The sequence below is a fragment of the Polaribacter sp. BAL334 genome (genome assembly GCF_015767435.1).
Lineage (GTDB): Bacteria > Bacteroidota > Bacteroidia > Flavobacteriales > Flavobacteriaceae > Polaribacter.
This window is the reverse complement of sequence record NZ_JADWOV010000271.1, coordinates 183,188-203,000: the sequence shown is the minus strand read 5'-3', so window position 1 is coordinate 203,000 and position 19,813 is coordinate 183,188. Positions and strand designations below refer to the sequence as shown.

22 protein-coding genes are annotated in these 19,813 nt (G+C 30.7%); 8 read left to right on the top strand and 14 right to left on the bottom strand.

Annotated elements, in window-relative coordinates; translation table 11 throughout:
* Positions 1-49: 49 nt before the first annotated feature.
* A complete protein-coding gene (locus IU405_RS07425; RefSeq protein WP_197437972.1) occupies positions 50-670 on the top strand; it encodes an HAD family hydrolase in 621 nt (206 codons plus the stop codon).
* A gap of 236 nt (positions 671-906) precedes the next feature.
* Here the strand turns inward: IU405_RS07425 and IU405_RS07420 are convergent, their stop codons facing one another.
* The 7 genes from IU405_RS07420 to pdxA all read right to left on the bottom strand — a co-directional run bounded on the left by IU405_RS07420 (position 907) and on the right by pdxA (position 6,375).
* Positions 907-1,356, bottom strand: a complete 450-nt coding sequence (locus IU405_RS07420) for an Lrp/AsnC ligand binding domain-containing protein (RefSeq protein WP_197437971.1) — start codon at positions 1,354-1,356, stop codon at positions 907-909.
* An 85-nt stretch (positions 1,357-1,441) separates the two neighbouring features.
* Positions 1,442-2,779 (bottom strand): acetyl-CoA carboxylase biotin carboxylase subunit, encoded by a 1,338-nt coding sequence (gene accC / locus IU405_RS07415; RefSeq protein WP_197437970.1) that lies wholly within the window; start codon positions 2,777-2,779, stop codon positions 1,442-1,444.
* 83 nt (positions 2,780-2,862) lie between these two features.
* On the bottom strand, positions 2,863-3,345 hold the full coding sequence (gene accB / locus IU405_RS07410; RefSeq protein ID WP_197437969.1) for an acetyl-CoA carboxylase biotin carboxyl carrier protein: 483 nt from the start codon (positions 3,343-3,345) through the stop codon (positions 2,863-2,865).
* Positions 3,346-3,371: 26 nt separating this feature from the next.
* Entirely contained in the window at positions 3,372-4,367 is a 996-nt protein-coding gene (locus tag IU405_RS07405) for a beta-ketoacyl-ACP synthase III (protein ID WP_197437968.1), read from the bottom strand.
* A 156-nt stretch (positions 4,368-4,523) separates the two neighbouring features.
* Positions 4,524-4,718 carry a 50S ribosomal protein L32 gene (rpmF, locus tag IU405_RS07400; RefSeq protein ID WP_197437967.1) on the bottom strand — a complete coding sequence of 65 codons (195 nt, stop codon included), beginning with the start codon at positions 4,716-4,718 and terminating at the stop codon, positions 4,524-4,526.
* A 1-nt stretch (position 4,719) separates the two neighbouring features.
* Complete coding sequence (locus tag IU405_RS07395; RefSeq protein WP_197437966.1) at positions 4,720-5,256, bottom strand: YceD family protein; 537 nt, start codon at positions 5,254-5,256, stop codon at positions 4,720-4,722.
* An 84-nt stretch (positions 5,257-5,340) separates the two neighbouring features.
* The gene (gene pdxA / locus IU405_RS07390) at positions 5,341-6,375 is read right to left on the bottom strand and encodes a 4-hydroxythreonine-4-phosphate dehydrogenase PdxA (RefSeq protein ID WP_197437965.1); all 1,035 of its coding nucleotides are present in this window, start codon (positions 6,373-6,375) and stop codon (positions 5,341-5,343) included.
* Between the two features lie 58 nt (positions 6,376-6,433).
* On the opposite strand from pdxA, the gene IU405_RS07385 reads away from it, so the two are divergent.
* A complete protein-coding gene (locus IU405_RS07385; RefSeq protein WP_197437964.1) occupies positions 6,434-7,024 on the top strand; it encodes a riboflavin synthase in 591 nt (196 codons plus the stop codon).
* On the opposite strand, the gene IU405_RS07380 is transcribed toward IU405_RS07385, so the two are convergent.
* Positions 7,021-8,163, bottom strand: coding sequence for an ATP-binding protein (locus tag IU405_RS07380; protein WP_197437963.1), 1,143 nt, complete (start codon positions 8,161-8,163; stop codon positions 7,021-7,023). The genes IU405_RS07385 and IU405_RS07380 overlap by 4 nt on opposite strands.
* A gap of 104 nt (positions 8,164-8,267) precedes the next feature.
* Between IU405_RS07380 and IU405_RS07375 the strand changes: the two genes are divergently transcribed.
* Complete coding sequence (locus IU405_RS07375) at positions 8,268-9,455, top strand: phosphoglycerate kinase (RefSeq protein WP_197437962.1); 1,188 nt, start codon at positions 8,268-8,270, stop codon at positions 9,453-9,455.
* A 111-nt stretch (positions 9,456-9,566) separates the two neighbouring features.
* Positions 9,567-10,607: an NADP(H)-dependent aldo-keto reductase gene (locus tag IU405_RS07370; RefSeq protein WP_197437961.1), complete on the top strand. Its 1,041-nt coding sequence runs from the start codon at positions 9,567-9,569 to the stop codon at positions 10,605-10,607.
* 37 nt (positions 10,608-10,644) lie between these two features.
* Here IU405_RS07370 and IU405_RS07365 read toward each other — a convergent pair whose 3' ends face one another.
* From IU405_RS07365 to IU405_RS07345, 5 genes are all read right to left on the bottom strand, one after another.
* Entirely contained in the window at positions 10,645-11,214 is a 570-nt protein-coding gene (locus IU405_RS07365) for an acyltransferase (protein WP_197437960.1), read from the bottom strand.
* 1 nt (position 11,215) lies between these two features.
* Positions 11,216-11,965: a deoxyribose-phosphate aldolase gene (gene deoC / locus IU405_RS07360; RefSeq protein WP_197437959.1), complete on the bottom strand. Its 750-nt coding sequence runs from the start codon at positions 11,963-11,965 to the stop codon at positions 11,216-11,218.
* 54 nt (positions 11,966-12,019) lie between these two features.
* Positions 12,020-12,763, bottom strand: a complete 744-nt coding sequence (locus IU405_RS07355) for an energy transducer TonB (protein WP_197437958.1) — start codon at positions 12,761-12,763, stop codon at positions 12,020-12,022.
* Positions 12,764-12,867: 104 nt separating this feature from the next.
* The gene (locus IU405_RS07350) at positions 12,868-14,574 is read right to left on the bottom strand and encodes a T9SS type A sorting domain-containing protein (protein ID WP_197437957.1); all 1,707 of its coding nucleotides are present in this window, start codon (positions 14,572-14,574) and stop codon (positions 12,868-12,870) included.
* A gap of 18 nt (positions 14,575-14,592) precedes the next feature.
* The gene (locus tag IU405_RS07345; RefSeq protein ID WP_197437956.1) at positions 14,593-15,381 is read right to left on the bottom strand and encodes a hypothetical protein; all 789 of its coding nucleotides are present in this window, start codon (positions 15,379-15,381) and stop codon (positions 14,593-14,595) included.
* 239 nt (positions 15,382-15,620) lie between these two features.
* Between IU405_RS07345 and IU405_RS07340 the strand changes: the two genes are divergently transcribed.
* On the top strand, positions 15,621-16,355 hold the full coding sequence (locus IU405_RS07340) for a LytR/AlgR family response regulator transcription factor (protein ID WP_197437955.1): 735 nt from the start codon (positions 15,621-15,623) through the stop codon (positions 16,353-16,355).
* Entirely contained in the window at positions 16,349-17,830 is a 1,482-nt protein-coding gene (locus tag IU405_RS15805; RefSeq protein WP_317193356.1) for a histidine kinase, read from the top strand. Before IU405_RS07340 ends, IU405_RS15805 begins: the two co-directional genes overlap by 7 nt.
* Here IU405_RS15805 and IU405_RS07325 read toward each other — a convergent pair.
* The gene (locus IU405_RS07325) at positions 17,810-18,391 is read right to left on the bottom strand and encodes a DUF3109 family protein (RefSeq protein WP_197437954.1); all 582 of its coding nucleotides are present in this window, start codon (positions 18,389-18,391) and stop codon (positions 17,810-17,812) included. The genes IU405_RS15805 and IU405_RS07325 overlap by 21 nt on opposite strands.
* 88 nt (positions 18,392-18,479) lie before the next feature.
* On the opposite strand from IU405_RS07325, the gene IU405_RS07320 reads away from it, so the two are divergent.
* Positions 18,480-19,064, top strand: coding sequence for a MarC family protein (locus tag IU405_RS07320; protein ID WP_197437953.1), 585 nt, complete (start codon positions 18,480-18,482; stop codon positions 19,062-19,064).
* A complete protein-coding gene (locus IU405_RS07315) occupies positions 19,065-19,670 on the top strand; it encodes an NAD(P)/FAD-dependent oxidoreductase (RefSeq protein WP_197437952.1) in 606 nt (201 codons plus the stop codon).
* Positions 19,671-19,813: the final 143 nt, after the last annotated feature.

Here is a 19,813-nt window from a genome sequence, read left to right as displayed (position 1 = left end):
ATTATTTCAGTAATTTTAAAGGAATTTATTATCAATAAATACTTTAAAAATGAGTACGATAAAAAATATAGTTTTTGACTTAGGAGGTGTAATCATGAATTTAGATGTTCCTAAAACAATTGAAGCTTTTAAAAAATTAGGTATTCAAAATATTGTGAATGAAACTGGACATCATTATCAATATTCTTTTTTTTATGACTTTGAAATTGGTAAAATTTCAGAAAAATATTTTTTGGATTCTCTTTTAAATTTATCTGAAAAATCTCCTAGTCATCAAGAAATTATTCAAGCTTGGAATGCTATGATATTAGATATGCCAAAAGAACGTATTGATTTTTTAACTGACCTAGGAAAAAATTACACTCTTTTTCTATTAAGCAACACGAATAGTATTCACCAAAAAGAATATCTAGATACTTTTAAAAATAGTTATAATAGCTCATTCAACGACATTTTTAAAAAAGCTTACTATTCTCATGAAATTGGAATTAGAAAACCAGATGAAGCCATTTTTAATTTTATTTTAGAGGACAGTAACTTAATAGCCGCAGAAACTCTTTTTGTTGATGATGCTATAAGTAATATTGAAGGTGCTAAAAAAGTTGGCATAAAAACATATCATGTGCAGCATTATGATACAATAAATATTTTGAAGGTATTGAATCAATAAAAAGAAGAGGAAAAATATCCCAATAAAAAAAGAGCTTATTTCTAAGCTCTTTAATGTTTAAATATATAAATCCCCCAATAAATATATTTAATATTTCTATTACAATAGGACACAAAGATAATTTCTATTTGAAACTTTGATTTCAATTATCGACAAATTGCAATCTACAATCGTCCAAATGTAATTTAGTTTCGACGAATTGAATATTTTCATGAAATGTTTGTTTAGTTTGAGACCTAAATCGCAATTTGCCTATCAATTTGTTGATCTAAAGAAATGAATGTTTCTGTTCTTGAAACTCCTTTGATATTCTGAATATCTTTATTCAACAAATGCATTAAGTCTTCATTATTTTTACACATAATTTTGATAAAAATAGCATAATTTCCTGTTGTATAATGACTTTCAACAATTTCAGGAATCTCTTTCAATCTTTTTATTGCAGAAGAATATAGATTAGACGCATCTAAAAAAACCCCTACAAAAGCAGTGGTTGTGTATCCTAAAGCTTTCGGATTAATCACCATTTTATAGCCTTCAATCAAATTAGATTTTTCTAATTTTCGCAATCGTTGATGAATGGCTGCTCCAGAAATGCCAACTTCTCTAGCAATGCTCAGAATAGGCGTTCGTGCATCATTTACCAAACTTTTGATAATAATTTTATCAATTCCGTCTATTTTCATGATTAATAATTAAAGTTTAAAGATAAAAAAAAGAGAACACTTTTTTGAAGTATTCTCTTTATTGTATTTCTAGTATTCAATTTCACTATTTCATTTCGAAACCTTCCATAAATTTTGTAGTATAATTTCCTGCAACATAATCAGGATGATCCATCAATTGTCTGTGAAAAGGAATGGTTGTTTTGATGCCTTCAATGACAAATTCATCCAATGCTCTTTTCATTTTATTGATAGCTTCTTCTCTTGTTTGTGCAGTTACAATCAACTTTGCAATCATAGAATCGTAGTTTGGCGGAATCATATACCCTGCATAAACGTGTGTATCCATTCTAACTCCATGACCTCCTGGCGCATGAAAAGTAGTGACTCTTCCTGGTGCAGGTCTAAATCCGTTGTAAGGGTCTTCAGCATTGATTCTACATTCTATAGAATGCATTTGAGGATAATAATTTTTTCCTGAAATTGGGACACCTGCAGCCACTAAAATTTGTTCTCTAATCAAATCATAATTGATAACTTCTTCCGTAATTGGATGCTCTACTTGGATACGAGTATTCATCTCCATGAAATAGAAATTTCGGTGTTTATCAACCAAAAATTCTATAGTTCCTGCACCTTCATAACTGATGTATTCAGCTGCTTTTACAGCTGCTTTTCCCATAGCATCTCTCAACTCATCTGTCATGAATGGAGAAGGAGTTTCTTCAGTCAATTTTTGATGACGTCTTTGCACAGAACAATCTCTTTCTGATAAATGGCATGCTTTTCCGTAAGCATCACCTACAATTTGAATTTCAATATGTCTTGGTTCTTCAATGAGTTTTTCCATATACATATCATCATTTCCAAAAGCAGCTTTACTTTCTTGTCTTGCAGAATCCCACGCATTTTTTAAATCTTCAGGTTTCCAAACAGCACGCATTCCTTTACCTCCACCACCTGCAGAAGCTTTTAACATTACTGGATATCCTGTTTCTAGAGCTACTTTTTTACATTGTTCAAAATCGGCAATAATTCCTTCAGAACCAGGCACACAAGGCACTCCAGCTGCTTTCATAGTCGCTTTGGCATTCGCTTTATCTCCCATTTGATCAATCATTCTGCCAGTTGCTCCAATGAATTTTATTTTATGCTCTTCACACAAATTAGAGAATTTTGCATTTTCTGATAAAAACCCATATCCAGGATGAATGGCATCAGCATTGGTGATTTCTGCAGCCGCAATAATATTTGACATTTTCAAATAGGATTCACTACTTGCTGGTGGCCCTATACATACTGCTTCGTCTGCAAAACGAACGTGTAAACTTTCTGCATCTGCTGTTGAATAGACAGCTACAGTTTTGATTCCCATTTCTTTACAAGTTCTAATAACTCGTAAAGCAATTTCTCCTCTGTTGGCAACTAATATTTTTTTGAACATCTTATTTTGAGATTAGATTAAGTAAACTTTTTAGCTGAATGATGTTTCGAAAATTTCTTTTACATCTGCAATTCTAACTTCAATTAGGATGGGTCAACCAAAAATAACGGTTGATCATATTCTACTGGAGATGCATTATCAACTAGGATTTTTACTACTTTACCAGAAATTTCAGATTCAATTTCATTGAATAATTTCATTGCTTCAATCACACAAACTACATCACCTGCACTAATTTCTGAACCAACTTCCACAAAGTTTGATTTATCTGGAGATGGTTTTCTGTAGAAAGTACCAATAATTGGAGATTTTATGGTGATGTAATTTCCGGCATTTTCAGCTGCTTTTACAACAGGAGCTGGAGTTTCTGAAGCAGGTTGTGCTGTTGGAGTAACCACAACTTGTGGGGCACTTTGCTGCACAGGAGCTGATTGAACATAGGTAGTTTCTGTAAAACCACTTCCTGTTTTAATAGTAATTTTAATATCCTCCATTTCTAACTTTACCTCACTTGCGCCAGATTTTGCTACAAATTTTATCAGATTTTGAATTTCTTTGATATCCATAATTATGATTATTTAGTTGTTTTGTTTTATGAATTATACGCCCAAGTTAAGTAAATAGCTCCCCAAGTGAAACCACCTCCAAAGGCTGCAAAAATTAAATTATCTCCTTTTTTTAATTGACTTTCGTAATCTGCTAATAATAAAGGTAATGTTGCAGAAGTGGTATTTCCGTATTTATGAATGTTTACCATCACTTTATCCGCTTCAACACCCACTCTATTGGCAGTTGCTTCAATGATTCTTTTATTCGCTTGATGAGGTACCAACCACTGAATGTCTTCTTTTGTAAGATTATTTCTTGTCAACATCTTTTCAGAAACCTCAGCCATATTTGAAACTGCATACTTGAAAACTGTTTTTCCTTCTTGATGCACAAAATGTTGTCCATTTTTTACAGTTTCTTCTGATGGTGGCAAAATAGAACCTCCTGCATCAATCTTTAAAAAATCTCTTCCTATTCCATCACTTCGCAAATATTCATCTTTTAATCCAAATCCTTCTGAATTTGGCTCGAACAAAGCTGCTCCTGCTCCATCTCCAAAAATAATACATGTTGCTCTATCAGTATAATCAATGATGGATGACATTTTATCTGCTCCAATAACCAATACTTTCTTGTATCTTCCTGATTCTATGTAACTAGCAGCTGTAGACATTCCATATAAAAAACTAGAACATGCCGCTTGCAAATCATAGGCAAAGGCATTGATTGCACCAATTTCAGTGGCTGTGTAAACAGCTGTTGATGCTACTAGTAAATCTGGTGTTGCTGTTGCCACAATCACCAAATCAATTTCTTCGGGATTTGTTTTTGATTTTTGCAATAAATCTTGTGCAGCTTTAATTGCCATGAACGAAGTTCCAAGACCTTCACCTTTTAAAATTCTTCGCTCTTTAATGCCTGTTCTTGTAGTAATCCATTCGTCATTTGTATCAACAAAAGTTTCCAATTCTTTGTTTGTCAATACATAGTCAGGGACATATTTTCCTACTGCTGTGATTGCTGCAGTGATTTTACTCATAGTTATTAAAATATTGAACTATTGATTTAGAAAGTCAAAAGTAATGAAAAATATCACACTTTTGGGTTAAAATGAACCAATTTTGAGTTGTTTTTAAGTAAAAAACGCAAAAAAACCCTCAAAAATGAGGGTTTTGACATATATTATTAAAAGCTTTTAAGCTTCTGCAGTTGCAGTTTCTAAAACAACTTGACCTCTGTAATAAAGTTTTCCTTCATGCCAGTGAGCTCTGTGATACAAATGCGATTCTCCAGTTGTTGGATCAGTTGCAATTTGTTGATTTGCTGCTTTATAATGTGTTCTCCTTTTATCTCTTCTAGTTTTAGAAATCTTTCTTTTAGGATGTGCCATTTTATCTCTTTTTTTCTGTTAGTAAATTCTTTAATTTATCCCACCTTGGGTCTGCTTCTTCAGCAGTATTTTCTTCTTTTATTTCTAATTCTTTTAATTTTTTCAACGTTTCTGATTCCATAGTGCCATCTAAAACTTTTGGATGTACTTTTTTGTTTGGAACCGCCAAAATAATCATTTCATAAATGTATTGTGCTACATTTAGTTGATATGCATCATAAGATAGTATTAAAATTTCTTCATTATCGTCATTAAACTCAGGACCAAATTTTACTACTAATGGCAATGTTGCTTTAATTTTTTGATGATACATTTCTGTGGTTACATCGCAAGGAACTTCAACAGTACCTTTTGCTTTGAAAACCAATTCTAAAAGTGTTGTTTTTTTAAAAAAACTCAATGAAACATTAATGTTTGCACTTTCGAACTCATCAAAATTAAAATATTCAAAGAACTCATTCTCAATTTTATAATTGAAATCATGATTTCCTTCGCTTAATCCTACAAAAGGAATGTTGAATTGTTTCAAGTCTTTCATTATCAATCATCAATTGAGCGTGCAAAGATACAAAAAAATGTAATTCTACAAGTTTTTATATTAAAAAAAGAAATCATTTGTTGATTATTTAATCTTTAATTGATTTTTTGTCAATTCTTTGTATTCTTCTCGATTTCTAAAAAGCTGAATTGCAGTGAACAATGCCTCTTCAAAAGAAGATGATTTTGCTTGATTTTTTCCAGCAATATCATAGCCTGTGCCATGATCTGGAGAGGTTCTTATATGACTCAATCCTGCTGTAAAGTTCACTCCTTTTCCAAAAGAGAGCGCTTTGAAAGGCGCCAAACCTTGATCGTGATAGGTTGCTAAAACACCATCAAATTGTTTGTAAGTTTCGTTTCCAAAGAAACCATCTGCTGCATAAGGTCCAAAAACTAGCTTTCCAGTTTCTTGAATTGCAGCAATTGTAGGTCTGATAATTTCGTCATCTTCTTTCCCAATAACGCCTTTGTCACCACAATGTGGATTCAATGCTAACACCGCAATTTTTGGTTTACTAATGCCAAAATCCTGAATCAAGGAGGTATGCATAGTCTCCACTTTTGATGTAATCAATGCTGGAGTGATGGTTTCAGCCACTTTTGAAATGGGAATATGACCTGTGATTAAGCCAATTCTCAAAGCATCTGTCATTAAAATCATCAAGCTTTTTCCGTCTAATTTTTCTTCTAAAAACTCTGTATGTCCAGGAAAATGAAAATCATCTGATTGAATATTTTCTTTATTAATTGGCGCTGTGATTAAGACATCAATCTTGTTTTCTTTCAAATGGTTCACAGCACTTTCTAACGATTTTAAGGCGTATTCACCTGAAATTTTTGTAGGTTTTCCCAATTCAATTTCCACTTCTTCTTTCCAAATATTCAGCACATTGATTTTTGTAGGATTCGCTTGATTGACATCTGTAATTCCATGCACTTGAATTTCATTTTCCAATGCTTTTTTATGATACGAAATTACTTTGGTTGCTCCAAAAATAATGGGAGTACAAAATTCTAACATTCGTTTATCATCAAAGGTTTTTAAAATCACTTCAATGCCAATTCCGTTCAAATCTCCTATTGAAATTCCTACAATTATTTTATCAGATTTATCCATAGTAACTCTTGTAATATTGCTATTTTTGCGACTACAAAAGTAACCAAAATTTACGGATATGTTTACAGGAATTATTGAAACGATGGGAGTTGTTACAAACTGCGTAAAAGAGCAAGGAAATCTGCACTTAACCATAAAAAGTGACATTACTAATGAACTAAAAGTAGACCAAAGTGTGGCTCATAATGGTGTTTGTTTGACGGTTATTGACATTATAGATGATGAATACACTGTAACTGCCATCAAAGAAACTCTTGACAAGACAAGCATTGGACATCTGAAAAAAAACGATTTTGTAAACTTAGAACGCGCTATGAAATTGGGTGCTAGATTGGATGGACATATTGTGCAAGGTCATGTGGACGGAACAGGAATCTGTACTAAAATTTCTGATGAAAACGGAAGTACTTGGTTTACTTTTCAATATCCAAAAAACAAAAATAACGTAACGATTGAAAAAGGTTCCATTACTGTGAATGGTGTTAGTTTGACAGTCATTAATTCAAAAGAAAATGAATTTAGTGTCGCCATTATTCCTTATACCAAAGAGCAAACTACCTTTAAAACACTGAAATTGAATGATGTTGTGAATTTAGAGTTTGACGTAATTGGAAAATATGTTGCCAGATTAACGGCTTTTACAAACTAAACTTTTGGTTCTTTTTTATGTAAAAAACGCGTCAGTTTTATGGATAAATCAAGCAAAATAATTTTCGGATTTCCATTTCTTTCAATGTGATACATGGCATCTGAAATTTCCTTTTCAATATCCAAAATATTAGAAGAATGCACAAAAGGTGCAAATTTTGACAAGGTAAAATCTGTTTTTGTCTCTATGAAAACCAATTGCTCTGATTTGTAATTGAACAATAACGCTTGTCTAAAAAACTGCAAACAATATTCTAAAAACCGTTTTTGAGTTTCACGTCCGGTTTTTGAAATCGTGTCAGACCAAGCAATTAATTGCTGCACAACAGCTACATTTCCTTTCGCACGAAATGCAGTTCGAACCCAAGCAACAAACCATTCTTCAAAAACCAAATCACTAGCATCGTTATTCAATAATTCCAACGCTTTGTTATAATTTCCTTCTGATTGATGTGCAATTTTTGAAGCTTCATTTTCGGTCAATTGATAATTTACGACTAATGAATTGGCAATATCTTGTTCGCTCAATAATGGAAAATGCAATGCCTGACAACGAGAAGTAATCGTATTTAACAACTGCTCTTCATCTTCAGTAACCAAAATAAAAACTGTTTTTTGAGGAGGTTCTTCTATCAACTTTAGTAATTTATTGGAGGCAGCAGCATTCATTTTCTCTGCCATCCAAATAATCATTACTTTAAATCCTCCTTCATAGGATTTTAATTGTAATTTTTTTACAATTTCTTCAGCTTCTTCAACATTGATCAATCCTTGTTTGTTTTCCACACCTATATGTTGCAACCAATTGAACAAACTTCCATAAGATTGTGTAGAAATAAATTGACGCCAATCATCTAAAAATAAATCACTTACAGGATGACTTTTTACAGTTTCGGTTGTCGTTACTGGAAAGGCAAAATGCAAATCAGGATGCTGTAATTTTTCACATTTTATAGCACTAATTTCAGGGTTATCAGAAAAATGCGACAGCAAAAATTGTGCGTAAGCCAATGCCATTGGCAACGTTCCACAGCCTTCTTTTCCTATAAAAAGTTGCGCATGAGGAATTCTGCCTTGTTCCGCAGAAACTTGTAAATGTTTTTTGATGTGGTCTTGACCAATAATCTGATTGAAAAGCATGCACAAATATAAGAGATAATTTACGCAAACGTTATCTTAATTTTTAAGAAATGCATTTCATAAAACGTAAAGAAATAAGTATTTTTGTTGAAAATACATTCATTATGAAAACATTACAAGATTTTAATTTTAAAGATAAAAAAGCCATTATTCGAGTTGATTTCAATGTGCCATTGAACGACAAATTTGAAGTAACTGATGCCACAAGAATTGAAGCTGCAAAATCAACCCTCGTAAAAATTTTAGAAGATGGTGGAAGTTGCGTTTTAATGTCACATTTAGGAAGGCCAAAAGGTTTTCAAGATGAATTTTCATTGCGTCATATCGTGAAAGTTATTTCAGATATTATGGGTTGCAACGTTAAATTTGTGGAAGATTGTATTGGAGAAAAAGCTGAAAAAGCAGTAGCTGATTTGAAAAATGGAGAAATTTTATTGCTAGAAAATCTTCGTTTTTATGCAGAAGAAGAAAAAGGAGCTATTGATTTTGCTGAAAAATTATCAAAATTAGGAGATATTTATGTGAATGATGCTTTTGGTACTGCTCACAGAGCACATGCTTCAACGACCATTATTGCGCAATTTTTTGAAGGAAAAAAATGTTTCGGAGATTTATTAGCAAGAGAAATTGAAAGTATTGATAAAGTATTGAATAACTCAGAAAAACCTGTTTTGGCAATTTTAGGAGGCGCAAAAGTTTCTTCAAAAATCACTGTTATTGAAAATATTTTAGATAAAGTGGATCATTTGATTTTGGGTGGTGGAATGAGTTTTACATTCATCAAAGCTCATGGTGGAAAAATCGGAAATTCGATTTGCGAAGATGACAAAATGGAATTGGCATTGGATATATTAAAACAGGCCAGAGAAAAAGGTGTTACTGTGCACATTCCTGTGGATGTTGTTGCAGCTGACAAATTCAGTAATGATGCAAATACTCAAATTTGTGATATCAATAATATTCCTGATGGTTGGGAAGGCGTTGATGCTGGCCCAAAATCGATTGCACTTTTTGACGAAGTTGTAAACAAATGCAAAACCATTTTATGGAACGGACCTTTGGGAGTTTTTGAAATGGAAAAATTCGCTGCAGGAACAATTGCTTTAGGGCATTCAATTGAAAAAGCAACGAAAAACGGTGCGTTTTCATTAGTTGGTGGTGGTGATTCTGTGGCTGCTGTAAAACAATTTGGATTTGAAGATAAAGTAAGTTACGTTTCCACTGGTGGTGGCGCCATGTTAGAAATGTTAGAAGGAAAATCATTGCCAGGAATTGATGCAATTCTGAATTAATTTTTCTTAAAATAACTGTTAAAAAAGTTCTCTTTTAGGGAACTTTTTTTTGTGGCTTTAATCGTTATAAAATTAGCCTTATTTTTGCATCGCTAAAAAAATTTCAAAAAAATGAAATACACAACCTTACCAAATACGGATATCAAAGTTTCAAAAATATGTTTAGGAACCATGACTTGGGGAAACCAAAACACGGAAGCTGAAGCTCATGAACAAATGGATTATGCTCTCGAAAAAGGGGTGAATTTTTTTGATGCGGCTGAATTGTATCCTGTTCCTGCAAATGCGCAAACCTATGGTCATACAGAAAAAATTATTGGTTCTTGGTTTCAAAAAACAGGAAACAGAGAGAAAGTGGTTTTGGCAAGTAAAATTGCAGGTGGTGGAGATTATACAGCGCATATTAGAACTGGTGGTTTTATTAAAAAAAACATTGCTGATGCCATTGAAAATAGTTTGAAAAGATTGCAAACAGAGTATATTGATTTGTATCAATTGCATTGGCCATCAAGAGGTGTGAACTGTTTTGGGGTAAGAGATTATCCATATAAAACATCTACGAAAGAAGCTGAAAATCATTTGGAAATCATAGAAACGTTGCACGATTTTATTAAACAAGGAAAAATCAGACAATTTGGATTATCTAACGAAACTCCTTGGGGAACCATGAAATATGTGCAAACAGCTGAGCAACACAATTTGCCAAGACCAGTAACCATTCAGAATTCTTATTCGCTGATTCACAGAGGATATGAAATCGGTTTGAGTGAAGTTTCTATGAGAGAAAATGTGGGTTTATTGGCCTATTCTCCTTTGGCTCAAGGCGTTTTATCAGGAAAATATTTAGACGGAAATTTGCCAGAAGGCGCAAGAGGTACTTTATTTCCAAGATTTATTGCTAGATACAGAAATGAAGGTTCTGAAAAAGCAGTAGCTTTGTATTTAGAAATCGCAAAAAAACACGGTTTAACGCTTTCTGAATTGTCTTTGGCATTTATCAATCAGTTGCCTTTTGTGACTAGTAATATTATTGGCGCAACAAAAATGGATCAATTAAAGGAAAATATAAACTCGATTTATATTGATTTATCAGAAGAAATTTTGGAAGAAATTAATGCAGTTCATGTTTTGATTCCTAATCCTGCTCCATAATAATTATAAAAATAAGAGCCGAGAAATTCTCGGCTTTTTACATTTTAAAAACACGTCCATTTTTCAACTGATATTTTTCACCACTTTCTTTGCAAACAGCAAATCCATCTTCATTAAATTGCAACGTATGTCCAAATTCACTCACCCAACCAATTTGCTTTGACGGATTTCCAACCACCAAAGCATAAGGCAACACTTCTTTCGTAACAACTGCACCAGCACCAATAAAAGCAAATTCACCAATGTTATTTCCACAAACAATAGTGGCATTTGCGCCAATTGTAGCACCTTTTTTTACTACCGTTTTTTGGTATTCATTTTTCCGATTAATGGCACTTCTTGGGTTGATGACGTTCGTAAAAACCATGGAAGGTCCCAAAAAAACATCATCTTCACAAATCACGCCTGTGTATATGGAAACGTTATTTTGCACTTTTACATTTTTTCCTAGAATCACTTCTGATGAAACAACCACATTTTGACCAATATTGCAGTTTTCGTCAATTGTTGAATGACTCATAATATGACTAAAATGCCAAATTTTTGTGCCTTTTCCGATGATACAATCAGCATCAATCACAGCTGTTTCGTGTGCAAAATAATCCATATTAATAGTTTGAATTTTTTGAGGATGACTCGTTTGTACAAATTTCTTTAGAGGATGAAGTACCAATTCTATCAACGCCAATTTCAATCATTTTCACAGCAGTTCCATAATCACGAACACCACCTGCAGCTTTTATTTGTAGCGGTTTTGCATTTTCAATGATGACTTTCATGGTTTCAAAAGTAGCTCCATTTGGAAGATTGTTTTCGGTTTTATAAAATCCTGTAGATGATTTTACAAATACTTTTTGGGCAGCTTCCAAGCCAAAATTTTCTAAAACAATTTCTTTAATGAGTTTTGAAATAGCTGCTATTTCATCCTCTTTTAAAGCGGCAACTTCAATAATCCATTTTACTACTTTTTGGTTTTCTAAACACAATTTAGTGCCCTGCAAAACTTCTTCTTTTACCAAATTGATTTCGCCATTTTTAAAAGCTTCATAATTGATGACAAAATCCAACTCATCAACATCAAAATCTATAGCGCTTTTCGCTTCTTCTAATTTTGTTGCTAACGAATACGTTCCTTCGTGAAAACCAATGACAGTGCCAACCAAGGTTTTGGAAAGATTGTTTTTCAAAAACTGTTTTGCAAATAGAACGTATTTTGAACGAATCATCACCAATTTATAGTCAAACTGAACAGCTTCTTTTAAAAGAATTGTTACGTTTATAAGATTTTCCTCCTCAGAAATTCCTGCTTGAAGTGGTGTTTTTAAATAAGTTGCGTCAAGATATTGATTGATTTTCATAATATCAAAAGTACGGAATTTTAAAAAACCCAACTTAAAAGTTGGGTTTATTTTTTAATCTACTTGAAAAGAAATTGGCAAAGTATATCTCACTTTTACAGGTTTTTCTCTTTGCTTTCCTGGAGTAAATTTGGGAAGTTTTTCGATCAATTCCTGAGTTTCTTTGGTAAGCTTTGGATGAGGAGTTCTAATTTGAATATCAACAACATTGCCTTTATTATCGATTACAAATTGTGTATAAATTTTATATTTTCCTGATCTCAAGCCAATATCAGTTGCCAGTTGCGAATCAAAATTTCTTTGAACAAATTGATTCATTTTTTTATCAAAACACTTTTTATTTTCCACTTTTGATAAGCCTTCACAACCTTTAAAAATTGGAGCATTTTCGATTATTACATAATCAACCATTTCTGGTTCATCATCAATTGGTTCATCAACAGTAACTATGTTGTTTATATCAAATGAGTTAGGTTCTGGGTTTTTTGGTAAAACAGTAATCGTCTCATCTGTTTTATCATCCACTTTTTTAAATTCTTGATCAAGAATCAATTTTTGATGCTTAATTGGTGCTGTTTTTTGAACTATTTTCTTTTCTATTTGATACATAATTTCTTGTTCTGGCTGTAAAACAACATATTGAAAGTCTTTTTCAGGTTTGCTCGCTACCGATTTTTGTTCAGCTTGATACTCTAAAGTTACATACACCACAAACAAGACTATAACAAGTCCTAATTGTGTGAAAATAGTTGAAAATTTTTCTAATTGTTTTCTAGGTGATTTTTTTAGGTTTTTCATAAGTAAAGGTTTAAAATGTTAAAACTTTGTTAAACCAAATAATATGCCATAAAAAAAGCATCCATAAAATGGATGCTTACATGAAAAATATTTTTCTATTTCAGTTAGTGTACTACTAATTTTTTTGAAATAATAAAATTATTCACTTTTACTTTCACTAAATACATTCCTTTAGAAAGGTTTGAAATATTTATTTCTGTATTTTGTTGATTACTAGTTTTATGAGTGTAAACTTTTTTACCTAATAAATTATAAATTTCTACATTTTCAATTTCTATTTCATCATCCATTTTTATAATAACTATGTTAGATGCTGGGTTTGGGAAAATGTTTAGTTTTTGAGTAATACTATTATTATGCTCGTTTGTAGATAAACTATTATCAGTTAGTTTCCATAGTTCAACTCCTAGGTTATTGCTACCTGCAAAATAAAGTTCATTATTAAAAATTATATTACTATTTCTAAAATCACTTAAGTTTGGAATAGAAAAATCGAAGATATTAATTGGATTAGTTAATTTTTCTGTTGATGCATTATCACCTTTTGTTACCCATAATGAGGAAACATTTACAAAATAAAACTTGTCGTTCAGTACAATGCCATTATCAAATTGAAGAACTTCACTAAAACCTCCACTTCCAACGCCTAGACTGCTCAAAGTTATAGCTTTTGAAACCCCTGATGTTGTTCCATCAGTCGATTTCCACAATTCTTCAAATACTCCTGTGCTTCCGTCTCTTGCTATTACATAGAGAATATTATCCATGATAAAAAATGGTTTTCCTGTCGCTATTCCACTTAGTGTTCCAGGATAAAATTCTTTTACTAAAACGACACCATCATTAGGATTGTATTTAAAAAGCTCATTACCAATAGATTGATTGCCCTCTGTACTAAATCCTTTTGCTCTAAAATAAAGCTCATCATTAAAAATGATAAAATGAGCTGGGCTACTACTTTTACTAGTATTTGTGATATTGTTAGGAAAAATATCAGCGACCAATTCTGTACCATCCACTGTTCCGTTCGTACGCCATAATTCTTTGCCAAATGCCCCATTGTCATTACCTGCACTATAATACAATAAGTTATTGTAAACAATGAAATCTGTAGGATTAGATTCTGTATTAATTGTTATTGGGATATCTTGAAATAAAACTGTTCCTGAGGCTGTGCCATCTGTTCGAAATAACTTATTATAATTGTCAAACGAATTTTTTCGAGCATCAAAATAAATCATGTTATTATATACAATCATAACATCAGACGGATAAAAGAAACCGTCGTTATCTGGAGTAATCTGTAATGTACCTGTGGTAGTACCATCAGTTTTCCAGAGGAAATATTTATTATCTTGTCCTTTTGTCCAAAAATATAATTCACTGTTAAGAACAGCAAATTGATCTCTTATAAAATTTGATAATATTCCAGTATCACCAGGATAAATATCCTTTAAAATTGAAGTTCCTGAGTTAGTACCGTCTGTAACAAAAAGTTCTGTTCCTGCAGCAGATGTTGTTGCAAAAAACAATAGTTTATTGTTGATTGCGGCAAAAGGAATGGGATCATAGCCGCTTGTACCATTTATATCCGAAACGAGTTCAGCATTAGTTCCATTGGTAGTTCTGTATAATTTTTCTTGATTATTATTTGTAGCATTAAAATATAATGATCCATTAGTCTCAATTGGAAACTTAGGAAAGCTGTTTCCTGATTCAGGATTAATATCATCAACTAGTGTAAACTGGTACTGTGCAATAATTAGATTCCAAAACATTAATGACATTAAAATTGTAAACTTTGTTTTCATAGTTGTAGTTTTTAAGGATTACATTCCAATTGATTTGTACTCGTTTGTATTAATTTTTGTGGTTTTATCTTCTATTTTTGTTACTCTAGCAGTGGTGTTTTGGTTTTGGGTTTTGGTGTTAAACTCTAACACAAATCCTTTTATATGAGGATTATTTGCATACATACCCAAAAAAGGAATTGTTTTGTTTTTTAAAGGAAAATTGTTGGCTACCCAAAAACTACTAGATGAATTTTCATTATCAATCGTATATTTTACTGCATACTCTTCACACACATAGCCTAAAATTATTTTGGTATTACCTGTTTTTTTGTATTCAAAATTTGTGTCTTTAAGTAATTTATCGTTCATAGAAAAATCTGTTGGCATTTGAATAGAAGAAGAGGATTGTTTCATTTTCATGCCTGCAGTTTCAATAAAAGTGGTGGTTGTTTTTTTTGAAACTACTGTTATAACATTTGCCTCATTATTCTGCTCTTGGCTAGTTGCAATTACTCCATAAATTTCTGGATCATCGCTTGTAAGGACTATCATTTCAATAACCTGGTTATCTGCTGAATTAGAAATTTCTATATGTATGCTGTTAGTGAAAGTAATTACTAAAGGAAGATTTACTTTTTCTGAAGTTTCAGAGTTTTGTTTTTTCTCATCTAAAGCTTTGTCAATTACTTTGTCTGTTTCTTTGTCTATTTTGTTATCAATTTTTTGTTCTACTTTTTCCTTTAATCTTTTTAATAATTGAGCATTTATAGAATTTGAAACTCCTATTGTAAGGCAGCTTAAAATTAAAACTTTTGAAAATTTCATAGAGTAATTTTTAGAGTTAATAATTTTTTTTAAACAAATTTGTTTAATGAGGATCAAAAATAAAAGCTGATTTGTATGGTTGGTTATAAATTTTGTACAATTGGTAAATAATCTATTTGTAAATTCAGAATTGTTATTGATGTATCAATTATATCTTTTTATGTTTAAAAAATTGCAGTTTGCACAACTTTAAAAGAAGTTTCTATAAATAATTTTTAAATTTGATGAAATTAAGTTTTATGATAAAAGCAGTTATTATTGATGATGAGCCAAAAGCAATACAAAGTTTAGCTTGGGAACTTAATAATTTTGAAAGTGAAGTTAAAATTGTTGCTACATTTTCGGAGCCAGAAAAAGCATTGTCTTATATAAATGACAATACTTTTGATTGCCTTTTTTTAGATATTGAAATGCCTAGTATGGATGGCTTTCAATTGTTAGATAAAATTAATAAAAGAAATTTTTTTGTAGTAATTACAACTGCTTATAATGAGTATGCTATTAAAGCATTAAAAAAAGATGCTATTGATTATTTACTAAAACCAATAGATTCTGATGATTTAAAAGAAACAATTACTAAAATAAAAAACCAATTATTTAAAGATTTTAATGCTGAAAAAATTGAGAATATTTTAATAAAATTTAACAACAAACTTTTCAATAAAAAAATAACCATAACCTCAGATGGAAAATTAATTTTTTTAAAACCAGATGATATTTATTACGTTATTTCTGATGGAAATTATTCTACGTTCTTTTTAGACAATCAAAAGAAAATTGTTGTTACTAAAAAACTTAAAGAAATTAACGAACTATTACCCCAAGATTCTTTTTTTAGAATTCATAATTCATATATAGTAAATCTTCATAAAATCAAAGAATTTTTAAAAACAGATGGCTATGTAATTTTAGAAAACAACATAAAAATTCCTGTTTCAAGACAAAGAAAAACAGACTTTTTAGATAAATTATAATCCCATTATTAAAAAATAACATCATTAAAACCATTTTAGAAAATAGTAATGAAAACGGAATAGGAATACTTTTTATAGGTATTTTAGGCTATTTAAGCATTTATCATTTAGTACTTTATTTTCAAAATAAAATACCATATTATTTGTATTACAGTTTATTTGCTTTGTTTTGTTTTTTACCAACGTTAAGAAGAATAGATAATGTTTTTTTTGAAGATTTTTTTATAAATAATGCCTATTTATTTAAAGTATTACATTTTCCTTTTCAAACATTTTCAATAATATTTTATTCATTATTTGTATTATCAATTTTAAATTTTAAAAAAGAATTTTATTCTTTTTATATCATAAATAAATGGATAATTATCATAACATCTGTGGCTATTTGCTCAGCTATTTTTATAGATGAGTTCCTATATCAAGGACTGATGAGATTTATTTACCTAACATTAGTTTTTCCTGTTTTTAGTATCTTAACTCTATTAAGCATCCCTTTAATATTAAGAACAAAAACTGGTATTAAATTTCATATTATATTGGGCATTATTTCTTTAAATTTATTAACCTCAATATTATTTTATAAATCTATTAATATATCTGTTGAAGATTCTAATAAATATTTTTACCTGTTTTATTTTGGAGCTATTTTAGAAAACATCTTTTTTACACTTGCAATTGGCTACAAACAACAACTTGTAAATAAAGAACTAGATAAGGCTAATACTGTTTTAGTAAAAAAAATGTCTGAAAACGAAGAATTAAAACATCAGGTAAATATAGAAATGCAAAAACAAATTTCATCATTAAAAGAACAAATAAAACTAAAAAACAAAATTGATGAGTTAGCACTGATTTCTCTACGTTCTCAAATGAATCCTCATTTTATTTTTAATGCTTTAAACTCAATAAAACACTATATAATTAATAATGAAACAAAAAATGCGGCTCATTATTTAACAAAATTTTCAAAACTAATTCGAAAAATTCTAGAAGCTTCCAATAGTAAAGAAATCACTTTACAAGAAGAATTAGAAACTATTGAACTATATATATCAATTGAAAACATTCGATTTTCTAACGAAATAGATTTTCAAATAATCATTAATGAAAAGATTAAATTGAACACCATAAAAATTCCTCCTTTAATTTTACAACCTTTCTTAGAAAATGCTATTTGGCATGGTTTATCAACAAAACAAAAAGATAAAAAAATATTTATTTCTATTGATAAAAAAGACAATAAACATATAGTTATTTCTATTGAAGATAATGGAATAGGTAGAAAAGCTGCTGAAAAAATAAAATTAGAAAAGTCTATAAAACGAAAGTCAATTGGAATACACCTAACAAAGAATAGGCTTAGTAATTTTGTAAAATCATATAAAAATGATTATACAATAATTTACAAAGATTTAGAAGATGATTTTAAAAATTCATTAGGAACAAGAGTAGTTTTAAAAATCCCGGTTTTTTAAGTGTTTCTCCGCAACTTTCTCCAATTCATCATACCAATTTTGACCGAATTTACGAACCAAAGCTTGTTTCACAAACTTATAAACAGGCACTTGCAATTCTTTTCCTAAAGTACAAGCATCATCGCAAATTTCCCATTTATGATAATTTACAGCTGCAAATTCGCTATAATCTTTCACTCTTATGGGGTATAAATGACAAGAAACTGGCTTTTTCCAAGTTACTTCTCCTTGGTTATAGGCTTCTTCAATGGCGCAAAGTGCTGTCCCTTTTTTATCAAAAATTACATACGCACAATCAGCATTATCAATCAAGGGTGTTTCAAATTCTCCAGATTCATTCATGACAAAAGTTCCTTTTTTTTCAATGGCTTCTATCCCTTTTTTCCGTAAAAAAGGTTTCACTTTTGGATAAATCTCCATTAAAATTTTAGTTTCTTCTTCTTCTAAAGGAGCACCTGCTTCACCATCAATACAACAAGCACCTTTGCAAGCAGCAAGATTGCAAACAAAGTCTTTTTCAAAAATCTCCTCAGAAACGATTGTTTTTCCTAATTGAAACATACTGCAAAAATAAGCCTATTTTTTTCAATTTTTTTACACTTTGCTAAACTTAGTTGTCTAATTTTGCAACGATTTTAAACAATTCGTTATGAACTTTAACTTTAAAGAAATTTTTACAGCATTCATGGTTTTGTTTGCGGTTATTGATATTGTTGGAAACATTCCTATTGTGATTGATTTACGCAAAAAAGCAGGTCATATTCAATCAGGAAAAGCATCTGTGATTGCTGCTTTCATCATGATTTTCTTTTTGTTTTTAGGTCAAAGTTTGTTGAAATTAATTGGTATTGATGTCAATTCTTTTGCAGTTGCAGGATCATTTATTTTATTTTTTATTGCACTTGAAATGATTTTAGGAATCACTTTATACAAAGATGATGGAAGTTCTCAAAACCTAACAGCGACTGTTTTTCCTTTGGCTTTTCCATTAATTGCAGGTCCAGGAAGTTTAACTACGTTGCTTTCGTTAAGAGCTGAATTTGAACTTGAAAACATCATAGTTGCTGTTTTTCTAAATGTTATTGTCATTTATATTGTCTTGAAAACTTCATACAAAATTGAACGAATTATTGGTCCATCTGGAATTCAAATTATTCGAAAAATATTTGGTGTAGTCCTTTTGGCTATTGCTGTAAAATTATTTGCTCATAATATCAAAGCGCTGTTTATTTAAATGATTTTTGATGCATTAATAATTGGTGGAGGCGTTTCTGGAATGCAATGTGCCTTACTTTTAGGCGCAGCAAAAAGCAAACCTTTTGCATTGAATAAGAAAATTGGAATTGTTATGCATCAAAGAGCGTCTCATCTAGAAAATGCGCTTTTCAATAATGTATTGGGATTACAACCAAATTCTCTTGGAAAAGACATCCTAATTCAAGGCAAAGAACAGTTAAAAAATTTATATCCTGATGTGATGCAAATTGAGAATGAAAAAGTGATTTCAATTGAACAAATTGGTGAAACTTATTTCATTAAAACCAACAAAAACGATTATCAATCTTTACTTGTGGTGGTTGCTTTAAACTATGCAAAACCATTTACCATTGAAGGTTTGGAAGGGTTTATAATTCCACATCAAAAATCATCTCTTGAAAAAGACAGAATTCAACTAAAAAACGAGAATCATCTCATCAAAAAAGGGTTGTATTGTTGTGGTACAATTGCAGGTTTTCCAAGTCAATTTGCCATAGCTGCTGGAAGTGGAGCTTCTGTAGCTTTAGAAATTTTGACATCTTGGAATGATGGAAATCATATCAAAATTCACGATAAGATATGATGAAAGTCATATTTTAAGCCATTAAATCAATCTAATTTTATCCTAGTTTATTACAAGGGTTGTTTTCTAAGAAATAATGATTTGTAATAAGAAATAGTAATTAAAAAAATTGCTAGCTTTTAAAAACTTAAAATAAAATTAGT

Excerpts from the sequence above, each read along its gene's own strand:
- IU405_RS07425 (WP_197437972.1), top strand. The coding sequence starts at position 50 with ATGAGTACGATAAAAAATATAGTTTTTGACTTAGGAGGTGTAATCATG.
- IU405_RS07420 (WP_197437971.1), bottom strand. The coding sequence starts at position 1,356 with ATGAAAATAGACGGAATTGATAAAATTATTATCAAAAGTTTGGTAAAT.
- accC (WP_197437970.1), bottom strand. The coding sequence starts at position 2,779 with ATGTTCAAAAAAATATTAGTTGCCAACAGAGGAGAAATTGCTTTACGA.
- accB (WP_197437969.1), bottom strand. The coding sequence starts at position 3,345 with ATGGATATCAAAGAAATTCAAAATCTGATAAAATTTGTAGCAAAATCT.
- IU405_RS07405 (WP_197437968.1), bottom strand. The coding sequence starts at position 4,367 with ATGAGTAAAATCACTGCAGCAATCACAGCAGTAGGAAAATATGTCCCT.
- rpmF (WP_197437967.1), bottom strand. The coding sequence starts at position 4,718 with ATGGCACATCCTAAAAGAAAGATTTCTAAAACTAGAAGAGATAAAAGG.
- IU405_RS07395 (WP_197437966.1), bottom strand. The coding sequence starts at position 5,256 with ATGAAAGACTTGAAACAATTCAACATTCCTTTTGTAGGATTAAGCGAA.
- pdxA (WP_197437965.1), bottom strand. The coding sequence starts at position 6,375 with ATGGATAAATCTGATAAAATAATTGTAGGAATTTCAATAGGAGATTTG.
- IU405_RS07385 (WP_197437964.1), top strand. The coding sequence starts at position 6,434 with ATGTTTACAGGAATTATTGAAACGATGGGAGTTGTTACAAACTGCGTA.
- IU405_RS07380 (WP_197437963.1), bottom strand. The coding sequence starts at position 8,163 with ATGCTTTTCAATCAGATTATTGGTCAAGACCACATCAAAAAACATTTA.
- IU405_RS07375 (WP_197437962.1), top strand. The coding sequence starts at position 8,268 with ATGAAAACATTACAAGATTTTAATTTTAAAGATAAAAAAGCCATTATT.
- IU405_RS07370 (WP_197437961.1), top strand. The coding sequence starts at position 9,567 with ATGAAATACACAACCTTACCAAATACGGATATCAAAGTTTCAAAAATA.
- IU405_RS07365 (WP_197437960.1), bottom strand. The coding sequence starts at position 11,214 with ATGGATTATTTTGCACACGAAACAGCTGTGATTGATGCTGATTGTATC.
- deoC (WP_197437959.1), bottom strand. The coding sequence starts at position 11,965 with ATGAAAATCAATCAATATCTTGACGCAACTTATTTAAAAACACCACTT.
- IU405_RS07355 (WP_197437958.1), bottom strand. The coding sequence starts at position 12,763 with ATGAAAAACCTAAAAAAATCACCTAGAAAACAATTAGAAAAATTTTCA.
- IU405_RS07350 (WP_197437957.1), bottom strand. The coding sequence starts at position 14,574 with ATGAAAACAAAGTTTACAATTTTAATGTCATTAATGTTTTGGAATCTA.
- IU405_RS07345 (WP_197437956.1), bottom strand. The coding sequence starts at position 15,381 with ATGAAATTTTCAAAAGTTTTAATTTTAAGCTGCCTTACAATAGGAGTT.
- IU405_RS07340 (WP_197437955.1), top strand. The coding sequence starts at position 15,621 with ATGATAAAAGCAGTTATTATTGATGATGAGCCAAAAGCAATACAAAGT.
- IU405_RS07325 (WP_197437954.1), bottom strand. The coding sequence starts at position 18,391 with ATGTTTCAATTAGGAAAAACAATCGTTTCTGAGGAGATTTTTGAAAAA.
- IU405_RS07320 (WP_197437953.1), top strand. The coding sequence starts at position 18,480 with ATGAACTTTAACTTTAAAGAAATTTTTACAGCATTCATGGTTTTGTTT.
- IU405_RS07315 (WP_197437952.1), top strand. The coding sequence starts at position 19,065 with ATGATTTTTGATGCATTAATAATTGGTGGAGGCGTTTCTGGAATGCAA.